Consider the following 12,953-nt stretch of genomic DNA (forward strand, 5'->3'; position numbering starts at 1 on the left):
AGATAAAATTACTAATTTTGCAATCATTATAAAAAAACACAACTTTAGTTTAAAGATATGGCAAAGTTTGAATTGAAATTACCTAAAATGGGTGAAAGCGTTGCAGAAGCAACAATTACCAATTGGTTAAAAAACGTTGGCGAAAGTATCGCTGCCGATGAAGCTGTTCTAGAAATCGCTACCGACAAGGTTGATAGCGAAGTTCCAAGTGAAGTTTCGGGTACGTTAGTTGAAATATTATTCCAAGTGAATGATGTTGTTCAGGTAGGACAAACCATTGCAATCATTGAAACTGAAGGTGGAAGTATTGATACACCAAAAAGCGTAGAAGTACCTTCGTCAATTGTTGCAGAAGTTGTAAAAACTGTTGATGTAGCTAAAGAAAATGTTGCTCCAGCCGATTTTTCAGGTTCAGATAAATTCTTTTCTCCATTAGTAAAAAACATTGCTAAAGAAGAAGGTGTTTCTGTTGCCGAATTAGAAAGTATTTCTGGTTCAGGAAAAGAAGGACGCGTAACGAAAGAAGATATATTAGATTTTGTAAAAAATAGAACAAGTCAACCAGTTGTTGCTCAAACTGTTGCTCCAGTAGCTAAACCAGTTGTTCAAAACGTTCCGTCAACTTCAACTTCAGCGGTTCCAGTTTCTGTAAATGGAGGTGACGAAATTATTGAAATGGATAGAATGCGTAAGTTAATTTCAGGTTATATGGTGGCTTCGGTACAAACTTCAGCTCACGTACAATCGTTTATAGAAGTTGATGTTACCAATATCGTAAAATGGAGAAATAAAGTTAAAGATGCTTTCGAAAAACGTGAAGGCGAAAAATTAACGTTTACTCCAATCATGATGGAAGCTGTCGCAAAAGCTTTAAAAGATTTCCCTGGAATGAATATTTCGGTTGATGGCGATTACATCATCAAAAAGAAAAATATCAATTTAGGAATGGCTGCAGCATTACCAAACGGAAATTTAATCGTTCCAGTTATTAAAAATGCTGACCAACTAAACCTTGTCGGAATGGCAAAAGCCGTAAACGATTTAGGTAATAGAGCCAAAGCAGGAAAATTAAAACCAGACGATACTCAAGGCGGAACTTATACTGTTACAAACGTAGGAACTTTCGGTTCGGTATTTGGAACTCCAATTATCAACCAACCACAAGTCGGAATTCTAGCTCTTGGTGCCATTAGAAAAGTACCAGCAGTAATAGAAACTCCAGAAGGAGATTTCATCGGAATTCGTCAGAAAATGTTCTTGTCGCATTCTTACGATCATCGCGTTGTAGATGGCGCATTGGGTGGAAGTTTTGTAAAACGAGTAGCCGAATACCTAGAAGCATTTGATGTAAATAGAGAATACTAAAAGAAAAGACAATTTAGTTAAAAAAATACCTACAATTTATTTTGCTAGGTGTTTTTTTTTTTTTTGCTTTGTGAAAATTTAATATTATGAAAATCAAATTACTTTTTCTGTTCTGTTTAGTAATAGTTACAAAAAATAGTTTTTCTCAAACCATTACTTTAGATACTTCTTTTGGAGTAAATGGAAAAGTCATAAATTCTTTTGCGCCTCAAAATGATGGGTTAAATTCTCTATTAATTCAAAATGATGGTAAAATTATAGTATCTGGTTTGCAGGATTATTCACTTAGTGGCAATGTTTTTATCTCAAGGTTTAATATTGATGGAACTTTAGATAATAGTTTTGGTGTAAATGGTTATGTTTTAACTCAATTAGTTTCTGAAACTGGTGGTTCATGTATTATTAAACTTCAGAATGATGGCAAAATATTAATTACAGGTTCTAAATCTCCAAGTGTAAATTCCAGTTTTTTTGATTTTGCAACTATGAGATATAACTCTGATGGAACTATAGATACTTCATTTGGAATTAATGGTTTAGTTGTTACAGATTTATTTGCTACTGGAGATTTTTCTAATGCAATTGATGTACAAAGTGATGGTAAAATTATTGTAGCTGGTTCGACTTATGTTGGTACAAAAACAGTTCCTTCAATTTTAAGATATTTAAATAATGGAACACTAGACACTTCTTTTGGTACAAATGGTAAAGCTCTTTTAGGACTATTTGATCCAAATAAGTCTGAATCAACAGCATGTATAAAAGTTTTATCAGATAATAGTATCATTTTAGGGATATTTACTTCTGCATTAGAAACTTTGGAGGATTATCTAAATTTTGGAGTTATTAAAGTTACTAACAATGGTTTACTTGATTCAACTTTTGGAACTAATGGTCATGTTTTAACTGATTTTGGCTTTAAAGACTATATTAGATCTGTGGATGAATTTGAAGGAAAAATAATTGCTTTGGGTTATTCTAGCAATACAGGTGTTGGAACAAAAATGGCAATAGCTAAATATTTACCAAATGGAAGTTTAGATAGTTCATTTGGAATCAATGGCTTAGTTAATGCTAATAAGAATGGTACTTCTCTTTATGATGCGATTAGTGGTCTAAAAGTTTTAAGTGATGGTAAGATGTTGTGTGCTGGATATACTGCGAGTTCAACTGCAGATTTTTTATTGATAAAATTTAATGTTGATGGAAGTGTAGATACTAATTTTAATAGTGTTGGTTATTTATCAACTGATTTTAATGGTTTCAATGATTTAGGAGCGGCAGTTGCTATTGGTAATGATGGTAAAATTGTTTGTGCAGGAATAACGACAGTTGGTTCAAATTATGACACAGCATTATCTAGGTATACAGTTGAAAGTTTATCGAATGAAGTCTACAATGAAAATTTATTTACAGTTTATCCTAATCCATTTACCGACTCAATAAATATAACTTCTAAAAATTTAGATTTTGCTAACACTTCTGTAGAGATTTATGATAGTAATGGGAAGTTAATTTCAAATTTTAAATTAAATAGTAGTGAAGTTTCATTAAAAGATATTTTATCTAATGGAAATTATTTTTTAAAAATATCAAGTCAAGGAAAGTCTGAAATAATTAAATTAATTAAAAAATAATTTTCATAATCTCTATAAATCAACCCTTTCCAAATTGTGAAAGGGTTTTTTATTTAAAAGCATAATAAATTATAAAATAATCGATAAACGGTAACTACAAAATTTTATATTTGTTGCAATAAAAATTTATAATGGAATTAAAACTCACTAGACCAATTTGCTTTTTCGACCTTGAAACTACAGGTATTGACGTTGCTAAAGATAGAATTGTAGAGATATCAATCTTCAAAGTATATCCAAACGGAAACAAGGAAAGCAAAACGTGGTTAGTAAATCCAACAATTCCAATTCCTGCAGCAACAACTGCTGTTCACGGAATTACCGATGAAAAAGTGGCTAACGAGCCAACGTTCAAAGAATTAGCGTCTCAAATTCATAACATGATTAAGGATTCTGATTTGGCAGGATTCAATTCCGATAGATTTGATATTCCGCTTTTAGCCGAAGAATTACTTAGAGCAGAAGTTGATTTTGATATGAAAAACAGAGTTTCTGTAGATGTTCAAACTATTTTTCATAAAAAAGAAGAACGTACTTTAAGTGCAGCCTATAAATTTTATTGTAATGAAAGTCTTGAAAATGCGCATTCTGCCGAAGCCGACACCATGGCAACATACGAAATTTTAAAAGCACAATTAGATAGATACGACGATTTAGACAACGACATGAAATGGTTATCTGAATTTACAACACGAAAAAAATCTGTTGATTTTGCAGGTTTTATTGCCTTGAATAAAGAAGGAAAAGAAATTTTTACTTTCGGAAAAAATAAAGGACAATTAGTAGAAGAAGTGCTCGAAAAAGAACCAGGTTATTACGGTTGGATTCAAGGCGCCGATTTTCCGTTGTACACCAAAAAGGTTTTAACCGCAATTAAATTAAGAAAACTCAATACAAAAAGCTAGAAGTTAGAAGCCTGAAGCTGGGAGTTTTTCTTCCGTCTTCCATCTTCCATCTTCCATCTTCCATCTTCCATCTTCCATCTTCCAACAATATAAGACATGAAAATCATCTGCATCGGTCGAAATTACGTAAAACACATCGAGGAACTCCAAAACGAGCGTCCAAGCGAACCTGTTCTATTTTTAAAACCCGATTCAGCTATTTTATTGAAACAACATCCGTTTGTAATTCCAGAATTTTCAAACGATATTCATCACGAAGTAGAAATTTTAGTCAAGATTAACAAAGTTGGGAAGTATATCGAACCCAAATTCGCTCACAATTATTACGAGGAAATAGGTCTCGGAATCGATTTTACAGCGCGCGATTTACAAGCAAAACTCAAAGAAAAAGGTTTGCCTTGGGAAAAAGCCAAAGCATTTGACGGCTCAGCAGTAATTGGTGATTTTTTACCAAAAAATTCTTTTAATTCATTAGAAAGTATTAATTTTGAATTAGTTAGCAATGGAAAAACTGTTCAAAAAGGAAGTTCAAGTCACATGTTGTGGAAAATTGACGAACTAATTTCGCACGTTTCACAATATTTTACAATAAAAATAGGAGATATCATTTTTACAGGAACGCCAGAAGGCGTTGCCGCAGTAAAACCAAATGACATTCTCGAAGGATTTATAGAAGATAAAAGATTATTTAAAATACAAGTAAAATAATGGCCCTAAACTACAACTTATCAAAGGTTTACGCACTTTCAGATAATGATCCTGAATTTGTTATGCAAATCATTACGCTTTTCGTAACAGAAGTGCCACTTGACCTAAAACAAATTCACTCTGGCATCAAAAATAAAGATCATAAATTGGCTTATGCGTATGCTCACAAAATCAAACCTACGCTCGATTTACTGGGAATGACAATGGCTCACGAAGAAATTCTTCAAGTAGAAGCATGGACAAGAGCCGAAGGTAAAAAGAAAGAAATTGAAGCCACTTTCGAAAGCATCGAAAACCAAGTTGAAAAAGCAATAAAAGAAATCAAAAAAGATTTCGAATTATAAAAATTAGAAGCGAAAGGCTCGGGAATTGTCAGTAATGGCAATTCCCGCTTTTCGTTACAATCTTGCCTAAAAAAGGCAAGGATTTTCACTACAATCGGGGCTAAAAGACTTTCTATATTATTCTTTGCTATCTTTGTACTCGCAAAAAATCTAATATCTTAAATTTAATATCTAAAATTAATTGAAAGCAACCATAGTAACCATTGGAGACGAAATTTTAATAGGTCAAATCATCGATACCAACTCAGGATATATCGCAAAAGCATTAGATAAAATCGGAGTCCAAACTCACGAATTATTATCAATCAGTGACGACAAACAGCACATTTTAGATACTTTTGAATCACTACAAAATAAAGTCGATTTTGTAATAATAACAGGCGGATTAGGACCAACAAAAGACGATATTACCAAGCACACTTTCTGTGAATATTTCAACGATACATTAGTCATAAATAAAGAAGTTGAAACACATGTTATCGAATTAATAGAATCAGTAATGAAGCGTCCAGCATCACAAATGAACAAAGATCAAGCGCTTGTTCCTTCAAGATGTGAAATCCTTTTTAATCAAGTTGGAACCGCGCCAGGAATGTGGATGAAAAAAGAAAATACAGTATTTATTTCGCTTCCAGGAGTTCCGTATGAAATGAAATATATAGTAGAAAACGAAATCATTCCTAAAATAGTAAAAGAGTACAAGCGACCTTACATTTTACACAAAACCATAATGACTTACGGGCAAGGCGAAAGTCTTGTCGCAGAACGAATTGAAGATTGGGAAAACAACCTTCCAGAATTTTTAAAACTAGCCTATTTACCAGCTCCAGGAAGAGTAAGATTACGATTAACTGCTCGTGGCACTGAAAGAGAAATTCTAGAGAAAACAATCAACGAAAAAGTAACTTCTTTAGCCAAAATAATCGGTGATATCATCGTCGGATTTGATGAAGATGAAACAATAGAAGTTGTTTTAGGACGATTATTAACTCAAAAACAAAAAACAATCGCAACTGCAGAAAGTTGCACAGGAGGAAAAATTGCGGAAGTTTTTACCTCGGTTGCTGGTTCTTCTAATTATTTTAGAGGAAGCGTAGTTTCTTATGCTACAGATACTAAGGTTTCTGTTTTAGGAGTTTTGCAAGAAACAATTGATGAATTTTCTGTAGTAAGCAGTCAAGTTGCTAAAGAAATGGCAATTGGTGTCCAAAAACTAATGAAATCTGATTACGCAATTGCAACAACTGGAAACGCTGGACCATCAAAAGGAGATGCAGATGCTACAATTGGAACTGTTTTTATTGCATTAGCAACACCAAATGATGTTTTTGTAGAAGAATTTAACTTTGGTCAACCACGTGAAAAAGTGATAGATAGAGCTGTAAATAAAGCATTTGAAATCTTACAAAAAGAAATTTTAAAAAATCTCTAATATTTTTTTGTGAATAAGGTTTCTTTTTTGTTTCTTTGCACCCTCGATTTGAATAACGATAAAAGATAAGCATAATGTCAAGAGTTTGTGACCTTACAGGTAAAAGAGCGATGGTAGGAAATAATGTTTCTCACGCAATGAACAAAACTAAGAGAAAATTTTCTGTTAACTTAGTTAAAAAACGTTTCTATCTTGCTGAAGAAGACAGATGGGTTACTTTAAGAGTAGCTGCTTCTACAATTAAAACAATCAATAAAAATGGATTAGCTGCTGTGTTGAAAACTGCAAAAGCTAACGGATTTATTAAATAATTCCTATCCTATAAAAATAAAGCAAGATGGCAAAGAAAGGTAATAGAATACAAGTGATTTTAGAATGTACTGAGCACAAAGGAACTGGTCTTCCAGGAACTTCTCGTTACATTACAAACAAAAACAAGAAAAATACTCCAGATAGATTAGAGATTAAAAAATTTAATCCAATCTTAAAGAGAATGACTGTTCATAAAGAAATTAAATAATTAGAGATTTTTACATTTGTAGAAAATTTCAAATACACATTTTAATCATGGCAAAGAAAACCGTTGCAACGTTACAAACATCTTCTAAGAGATTGACTAAAGCTATCAAAATGATAAAGTCTCCTAAAACAGGTGCTTATACATTCGTAGAAAGCATTATGACTCCAGAAGAAGTGGATACTTTCTTAAAAAAGAAATAATTCCGTATTTAAATATATATCAAGGCTACTTTCAATTGGAAGTAGCTTTTTTATTTTTATATTTGTCTCTAATTTTATTTTTTATGATGTAGCACTTTCTACAATCATAAATTTTTAAACCTAAAGTAGAAAATGAATTTTTTTAAAAAAATATTTTCATCCGAAAAGAAAGAAACATTAGACAAAGGTCTTGAACAAACCAAGACTTCATTTTTTTCAAAACTTACTAAAGCTGTTGCAGGAAAATCTAAAGTAGATGATGAAGTTTTAGATAATCTTGAAGAAGTTTTAGTGTCTTCTGATGTTGGTGTAAACACAACATTGAAAATCATCAAAAGAATAGAAGAACGTGTTTCAAATGATAAGTATTTGGGAACGGACGAGCTTAATCAAATTCTAAGAGAAGAAATCGCATCCTTATTGTCGGAGACAAAATCAGGTGAAGAAACCGAATTTAAAATTCCAGCTGACAAAAAACCGTACGTAATCATGGTTGTTGGTGTAAATGGAGTTGGAAAAACTACTACAATCGGTAAATTAGCCTATCAATTTAAAAAAGCAGGTTACAGCGTTGTTCTTGGTGCCGCCGATACTTTTCGTGCAGCTGCAATAGACCAGTTACAAATCTGGGCAGATAGAGTTGGAGTTCCAATAGTGAAGCAACAAATGGGAAGTGATCCTGCATCAGTTGCATTTGATACTTTGCAAAGTGCAGTTGCTCAAAATGCAGATGTTGTAATTATTGATACAGCAGGACGTTTGCATAATAAAGTCGGATTAATGAACGAACTTTCTAAAGTGAAAAAAGTAATGCAGAAAGTAGTTGAAGATACACCAAATGATGTGCTTTTAGTTCTTGATGGTTCAACAGGACAGAATGCGTTCGAACAAGCAACACAATTTACTGCTGCTACAGAAGTTACTTGTCTTGCAGTGACAAAACTTGACGGAACCGCAAAAGGTGGTGTTGTAATAGGAATTTCAGATCAATTTCAAATTCCAGTGAAATACATTGGTGTTGGTGAAAAAATTGAAGATTTGCAAGTATTTAATAAATATGAGTTTGTTGACAGTTTCTTTAAAAAATAGTTTATGAACAAATTTCTATCCTTTTTTAAAACAACCTCACCACTTATTTTAATTCTGGTAAGTGTCGGAATTGGGATTTTAGCTAAATTAATAGAAATTAAATTTAAAAATATAGCAATGGGTTTGCAACTCATTACTTTTATATTGTTTATCTACGCATTGAAAAGGTTCGGAGATAAAATTTTCAAATAAAAAATAAATGCGCTATTGGTATAGCGCATTTATTTTTCCCCAAAGTTCGTTATCAAATCCCGATAAAGCAAAAGTTGGATTAGCTGGGTTTGCAACGTCTCCCATTCTAATAATAACCATTTTCTTACTAGGAATTACGTAAATTTTTTGATCATTTTTACCTAAAGCAGCGAACATGTCATTTGGTGCATTCGGAATTAATGTTCCGTTAAATTCAAATTGTGTTGTAGGTAAATGATAGGTTGATTTTCCATTCAGCCACCACAAATAACCATAAGCTTCGTTAATATTTTGAGAAGTTGTACTTGCTTGATTGAAAAAACTCTCACTTACAATCGTTGTACCATTCCATTTTCCTCTGTTTAATGACATCAATCCAAAACGTGCCATATTTCTAGCCGTGCTCCAATAAACGCTTAGTCCATCACCAGAATTTACCCAAGCGCCGCCAGTCATGCCAATTCGATCTCGCAATTTGGTATTGAAGTAATTAGGCCAAGTTTGTCCACTAGCTTGAGCAATAACATCTTGTAATTTCACATAAACATTATGATAAGCCCAACGATTTCCGGCATCGGCAACATATTGCAAATTGGCTGGCGAAACATCATCACCCAAACTATCATCCAAACCTGAATTCATAGACAATAAATTTTTACAGGTAATTAAATTTTCTTTTGCCAATGGCGCGCTTGTCCAACCAGTTCCTAAATAATCAGAAACTTTATTATTTATATTGACTAAACCTTCGTCTTGTGCAATCCCGGTTACAGTTGATGTTAAGGTTTTTCCAGCACTTGCCCAATACCAAGGAGTTGTAGCTGAATGTCCATTAAAATAATTCTCCATAACGATTCTACCATTTACTAAAATGATAAATGATTTGGTGTTTTTCAATTCTAAGTAATCCAATAAAGGTTGAACCTGTGATTGATTCCATCCCAAACTTGCAATTGATTTGGTTTCCCAGGTTGTACTTCCATCATTTGGTGGGAAATACATGGTTTCAAATGTTGAAAAACTTACTTGATTACCATAAGCAGTTCCAACAGAATTTGTCGCATAAGCTCGAACATAATACGTAGTATTTGGAAGTAAACCTGTTAAATTGGAAGTAAAAGTTCCAGTTCCAGTTCCATCAGACGTTTTTGAATCTGCTATAGTTGGATTTGCTGTAGTACTCCAGCAAATTCCTCTGCTTGAAACATTAGATAATCCATCCGATGAAATAATTCCACCACTAATAGCTGTTGTGGTTTCAATTGAAGTAACTACAGATGTAGTAAGTGTAGCTAAAGTGGCATTGGAATCATCCGAATCATCATTAGAACTGCATCCTAAGGCAAAAAATGATAAGATTAATAATGTAAAATAATTTTTCATAGTAGGTTGGTTTTACATTTTAGACTTAAAAAAGTTTAAAAGGTTTAATCAAAAATACTTTTTTATTCTTTAATAAATTGTAATTTTAAACTTTATTTAAATCATGAAAAAAGCACTTTATTTTTTAGTTTTATCACTCTTTTTTGTAAGCTGTAAGCAAACAATTACCAATCAAGATATCAGTAAGATTAATGGTTATTGGGAAATTGAAAAAGTACTATTAAAAGATGGTGAAAAGAAAGATTATAAAATCAATGAAACTGTTGATTACTTTCAAGTTTCTAACAATAAAGGTTTTAGAAAAAAAGTAATGCCGCAACTTGATGGAACGTATCGTACCAATGATGTAGTTGAAGAAGTTTCGATTTCATCTAAAGATGGAAGCTATTTCATTAATTATTCGACAAGCTATGGCAAATGGCAAGAAGAAATAATAGAAATTAAAGATTCTACTTTAGTACTTAAAAATAAGGAAGAACAAGAATATTATTATAAAAAATACCAAGGATTTTCATTAAAATAATGGCAAAAAGAACAAGCAACGAGAGTTCCATATCAGAAGTTTTACAACAGTTTATTCAAGTAAATAGGCTAGAAGCTGGCATGGATAAAATTGATGTAGAGCAAGCCTGGAAAAACTTGATGGGAAATGGCGTAAACAGCTATACACAAGAAGTTATTTTAAAAGGAACTACATTGTATGTAAAGTTAACTTCGGCAGTTTTGCGTGAAGAATTAAGTTACGGAAAGCAAAAAATAATAGATATGCTAAACGAAGAATTGCGAAAAGAAGTCGTAAAAGATTTAATTTTAAGATAAAAAAAATCTCGTTTCAATTAAGAAACGAGATTTTATATTTTTATGCACAATCAGCATAACTGCCAACTGCGACTGAACACTCAATACTAGAATTGCTCTCTTCCAGCAAAGTGAAAAGCACTTTCGATAGCAGCATTTTCATCAGAATCTGAACCGTGAACTGCATTTTCGCCAATAGAAGTTGCATATTTTTTACGAATTGTGCCTTCAGCAGCATCAGCAGGATTTGTAGCACCAATTAAGTTTCTAAAATCTTCAATTGCATTTTCTTTTTCAAGAATTGCAGCAACAATTGGTCCACGAGACATAAATTCAACTAACTCACCATAGAAAGGTCTTGCAGCGTGAACAGCATAAAATGCTTGAGCATCAGCAACAGTTAATTGCGTTAATTTCAAAGAAACAATCTTGAAACCACCTTCAGTAATCATGTTTAAAATTCCACCGATGTGTCCGTTTTCAACAGCATCAGGCTTAATCATTGTAAATGTTCTATTTGTAGCCATTTTAATTTATTTGTTTTAATTCGGGTGCAAAAGTAAGCTTTTTTGTTTGAATTAAAAGTTTAAGAGTTTAAAAAAGTTTAATAGTTTAAAAGTGTATTCATTTGGAGCGAATGGCTTGGGCGTTCTTGGTTTCCGTTTTCCTGCTTTCCGTTGCAATTCCCGATGAAAAATCGGGAGATTTCCACTGCAATCAGGGCTAAAAAAAATTCCATTTTAACTTTTGTAAACTTTCTAATCAACAATCTACAAGACTATAATCTTAAATTCTTGTTCCAACGGTTGTAATTCAGCTAAAACTTTTTCTAAAAAACTACTTCCAACTTCAAGATAAAACTCACTAAAATTGGCTTTTCGTTCCTGCAAACTTTGATTGGGAAACAACTCATTTTGAAGTAATAAAATACGTTCTAATTTATCGGTATGCACTCTTTTTTCGGCTTTTAAAAGTCGTTTTTCAAGGTTTTCTAATCCTTTTATTTGTTTTATTTCTTGTGCTTTTACAGCTCCAGTAAACGATTTGTCGGTTTTTACAGCAATTGCAAAAAGTGACTCAAATTGTTTTTTCAAATGTTCTTTTTGTGTAGTAAAGTCAATTGTGAATTCTGAAAATTCTTTAGTTTTTTTATCAAATAACTCTTGCTGATTCGAAAATAAATCAGACCAAAATAATTCTAAATTATCTGCTTTATCAGCTTGTTTTTGTGTTGACAAAAGCACAGAATTCCGAATCAAAAGCATCGGAAAAGTTACGTTATTCGCTTCAAAATTAGATTTCAATTCCAACCAATACGCAATTTCGCCACCGCCACCAATGTAGCATAAATTAGGCAAAATTACTTCTTCGTATAAAGGTCTCAAAATTACATTTGGACTAAATTTTTCTGGAGAATTTTCTAGTTCTGCAAGAATTTCATCTCTGGTAAAAGTGATATCAGTATTGTTTATTTTGAACTTATTATCTTCAAAAATAATTCGTTCACGCAAATTATCTTCAATATAAAATAAGTTGATTTCACGCGGATTCACTTGAACAAAATAGTCTTTAAGATGTTCGTTGGTTTCCATTACGTTCTTAAAGGAATTTTGCTGTAAAAGTTCTTTTTTTACATAAGGAATAAACAATTTTTTCAAATCTGTAGAATCACCATCTATAATCACTAATCCTTCATTTTTAAACAATTCGTTGGCTAAAAATCGAGTTGCATCGGCTAAATTAGAATGTTCTAAATAACTTTTTGTAAACAAATTTCGCAAATCATCAGCATTTGAACCAATTCCTAATTCCGATGAAAATAGTTCAAAAACTTCTTGTAAACCATCTGTAGAAAGTCGTCCTACTGGACCAAAACTTTCTCTGTTCCATTTTACTTTTTTGCTTTTAAAATTAAAATAATTGATTTCTTCAAAATCATGATCTTCTGTCGCCATCCAATAGATTGGTACAAAATCATGCTTTGGGAATTCTGTTTTTAATTGCTTACATAGATTTATTGTAGAAGCAATTTTGTAAATAAAATAAAGTGGTCCTGTAAATAAATTCAGCTGATGACCAGTAGTTATTGTATAAGTATTAGCTTGTTTTAGAAGTTGAATATTGCTCGAACTTACTTCAGAAATTTCAAAACCGGCATATTGTTTTTCTAGTTCAGAAACTAATACGTGACGGTTTTCAACTGGAAAATTGGCTTTTTTCTCGTCAATTTGTAATTTGAAGTTCTCAATTTTCGGAAAGTGATTGTATAGTTGCTTTAAATTGGGCTTTTCATCTAAATAATCTACAATTAATTTAGAAAAATATCCCGAGTTTTGATAGCTTATACAGTCGTTTGGCATTTTATGTTTTTTTTTGTAAA

At 32.1% G+C, this 12,953-nt stretch carries 15 protein-coding genes; 12 read left to right on the plus strand and 3 right to left on the minus strand.

The window, feature by feature from the left end:
• Positions 1–57 precede the first annotated feature (57 nt).
• The 10 genes from LG45_RS08910 to ftsY all read left to right on the plus strand — a co-directional run bounded on the left by LG45_RS08910 (position 58) and on the right by ftsY (position 8,200).
• The gene (locus tag LG45_RS08910) at positions 58–1,365 is read left to right on the plus strand and encodes a dihydrolipoamide acetyltransferase family protein (protein ID WP_035126290.1); all 1,308 of its coding nucleotides are present in this window, start codon (positions 58–60) and stop codon (positions 1,363–1,365) included.
• Between the two features lie 86 nt (positions 1,366–1,451).
• Positions 1,452–3,002 carry a T9SS type A sorting domain-containing protein gene (locus LG45_RS08915; RefSeq protein WP_035126292.1) on the plus strand — a complete coding sequence of 517 codons (1,551 nt, stop codon included), beginning with the start codon at positions 1,452–1,454 and terminating at the stop codon, positions 3,000–3,002.
• A 131-nt stretch (positions 3,003–3,133) separates the two neighbouring features.
• Positions 3,134–3,907, plus strand: a complete 774-nt coding sequence (locus LG45_RS08920) for a 3'-5' exonuclease (protein WP_035126294.1) — start codon at positions 3,134–3,136, stop codon at positions 3,905–3,907.
• Positions 3,908–4,003: 96 nt separating this feature from the next.
• Positions 4,004–4,615 carry a fumarylacetoacetate hydrolase family protein gene (locus LG45_RS08925; protein ID WP_035126296.1) on the plus strand — a complete coding sequence of 204 codons (612 nt, stop codon included), beginning with the start codon at positions 4,004–4,006 and terminating at the stop codon, positions 4,613–4,615.
• Positions 4,615–4,959 (plus strand): Hpt domain-containing protein, encoded by a 345-nt coding sequence (locus tag LG45_RS08930; RefSeq protein ID WP_035126298.1) that lies wholly within the window; start codon positions 4,615–4,617, stop codon positions 4,957–4,959. The genes LG45_RS08925 and LG45_RS08930 overlap by 1 nt, the downstream gene beginning before the upstream one ends.
• 181 nt (positions 4,960–5,140) lie before the next feature.
• Positions 5,141–6,391: a CinA family nicotinamide mononucleotide deamidase-related protein gene (locus LG45_RS08935; protein WP_035126300.1), complete on the plus strand. Its 1,251-nt coding sequence runs from the start codon at positions 5,141–5,143 to the stop codon at positions 6,389–6,391.
• A gap of 74 nt (positions 6,392–6,465) precedes the next feature.
• Positions 6,466–6,702: a 50S ribosomal protein L28 gene (gene rpmB, locus LG45_RS08940; RefSeq protein WP_035126302.1), complete on the plus strand. Its 237-nt coding sequence runs from the start codon at positions 6,466–6,468 to the stop codon at positions 6,700–6,702.
• Positions 6,703–6,728: 26 nt separating this feature from the next.
• Positions 6,729–6,911: a 50S ribosomal protein L33 gene (gene rpmG, locus LG45_RS08945; RefSeq protein WP_035126304.1), complete on the plus strand. Its 183-nt coding sequence runs from the start codon at positions 6,729–6,731 to the stop codon at positions 6,909–6,911.
• Positions 6,912–6,958: 47 nt separating this feature from the next.
• Entirely contained in the window at positions 6,959–7,111 is a 153-nt protein-coding gene (locus LG45_RS16275) for a DUF4295 domain-containing protein (RefSeq protein WP_081932060.1), read from the plus strand.
• Positions 7,112–7,243: 132 nt separating this feature from the next.
• A complete protein-coding gene (gene ftsY, locus LG45_RS08950; RefSeq protein WP_035126306.1) occupies positions 7,244–8,200 on the plus strand; it encodes a signal recognition particle-docking protein FtsY in 957 nt (318 codons plus the stop codon).
• Between the two features lie 204 nt (positions 8,201–8,404).
• Here ftsY and LG45_RS08960 read toward each other — a convergent pair whose 3' ends face one another.
• On the minus strand, positions 8,405–9,775 hold the full coding sequence (locus LG45_RS08960; RefSeq protein ID WP_240471841.1) for a serine hydrolase domain-containing protein: 1,371 nt from the start codon (positions 9,773–9,775) through the stop codon (positions 8,405–8,407).
• A 103-nt stretch (positions 9,776–9,878) separates the two neighbouring features.
• Here LG45_RS08960 and LG45_RS08965 point away from each other — a divergent pair, with 103 nt between their 5' ends.
• Together LG45_RS08965 and LG45_RS08970 are read left to right on the plus strand one after the other, a co-directional pair.
• Positions 9,879–10,298 carry a lipocalin family protein gene (locus tag LG45_RS08965; protein ID WP_035126310.1) on the plus strand — a complete coding sequence of 140 codons (420 nt, stop codon included), beginning with the start codon at positions 9,879–9,881 and terminating at the stop codon, positions 10,296–10,298.
• Positions 10,298–10,594, plus strand: a complete 297-nt coding sequence (locus tag LG45_RS08970; protein WP_035126312.1) for a DciA family protein — start codon at positions 10,298–10,300, stop codon at positions 10,592–10,594. The genes LG45_RS08965 and LG45_RS08970 overlap by 1 nt, the downstream gene beginning before the upstream one ends.
• An 86-nt stretch (positions 10,595–10,680) precedes the next feature.
• Here LG45_RS08970 and LG45_RS08975 read toward each other — a convergent pair whose 3' ends face one another.
• The gene (locus LG45_RS08975) at positions 10,681–11,100 is read right to left on the minus strand and encodes a nucleoside-diphosphate kinase (RefSeq protein ID WP_035126313.1); all 420 of its coding nucleotides are present in this window, start codon (positions 11,098–11,100) and stop codon (positions 10,681–10,683) included.
• 243 nt (positions 11,101–11,343) lie between these two features.
• A complete protein-coding gene (gene bshC / locus LG45_RS08980) occupies positions 11,344–12,933 on the minus strand; it encodes a bacillithiol biosynthesis cysteine-adding enzyme BshC (protein WP_035126315.1) in 1,590 nt (529 codons plus the stop codon).
• Positions 12,934–12,953: the final 20 nt, after the last annotated feature.

Origin of the sequence: Flavobacterium aquatile LMG 4008 = ATCC 11947 (assembly GCF_000757385.1) — a bacterium.
Classification (GTDB): domain Bacteria; phylum Bacteroidota; class Bacteroidia; order Flavobacteriales; family Flavobacteriaceae; genus Flavobacterium; species Flavobacterium aquatile.

Bases quoted from the DNA above. Each gene is read 5' to 3' on its own strand.
- LG45_RS08975 (WP_035126313.1), bottom strand. From the start codon at position 11,100: ATGGCTACAAATAGAACATTTACAATGATTAAGCCTGATGCTGTTGAA.
- LG45_RS08970 (WP_035126312.1), top strand. From the start codon at position 10,298: ATGGCAAAAAGAACAAGCAACGAGAGTTCCATATCAGAAGTTTTACAA.
- rpmG (WP_035126304.1), top strand. From the start codon at position 6,729: ATGGCAAAGAAAGGTAATAGAATACAAGTGATTTTAGAATGTACTGAG.
- ftsY (WP_035126306.1), top strand. From the start codon at position 7,244: ATGAATTTTTTTAAAAAAATATTTTCATCCGAAAAGAAAGAAACATTA.
- LG45_RS08930 (WP_035126298.1), top strand. From the start codon at position 4,615: ATGGCCCTAAACTACAACTTATCAAAGGTTTACGCACTTTCAGATAAT.
- LG45_RS08965 (WP_035126310.1), top strand. From the start codon at position 9,879: ATGAAAAAAGCACTTTATTTTTTAGTTTTATCACTCTTTTTTGTAAGC.
- LG45_RS08960 (WP_240471841.1), bottom strand. From the start codon at position 9,775: ATGAAAAATTATTTTACATTATTAATCTTATCATTTTTTGCCTTAGGA.
- LG45_RS08910 (WP_035126290.1), top strand. From the start codon at position 58: ATGGCAAAGTTTGAATTGAAATTACCTAAAATGGGTGAAAGCGTTGCA.
- LG45_RS16275 (WP_081932060.1), top strand. From the start codon at position 6,959: ATGGCAAAGAAAACCGTTGCAACGTTACAAACATCTTCTAAGAGATTG.
- bshC (WP_035126315.1), bottom strand. From the start codon at position 12,933: ATGCCAAACGACTGTATAAGCTATCAAAACTCGGGATATTTTTCTAAA.
- LG45_RS08915 (WP_035126292.1), top strand. From the start codon at position 1,452: ATGAAAATCAAATTACTTTTTCTGTTCTGTTTAGTAATAGTTACAAAA.
- LG45_RS08925 (WP_035126296.1), top strand. From the start codon at position 4,004: ATGAAAATCATCTGCATCGGTCGAAATTACGTAAAACACATCGAGGAA.
- rpmB (WP_035126302.1), top strand. From the start codon at position 6,466: ATGTCAAGAGTTTGTGACCTTACAGGTAAAAGAGCGATGGTAGGAAAT.
- LG45_RS08920 (WP_035126294.1), top strand. From the start codon at position 3,134: ATGGAATTAAAACTCACTAGACCAATTTGCTTTTTCGACCTTGAAACT.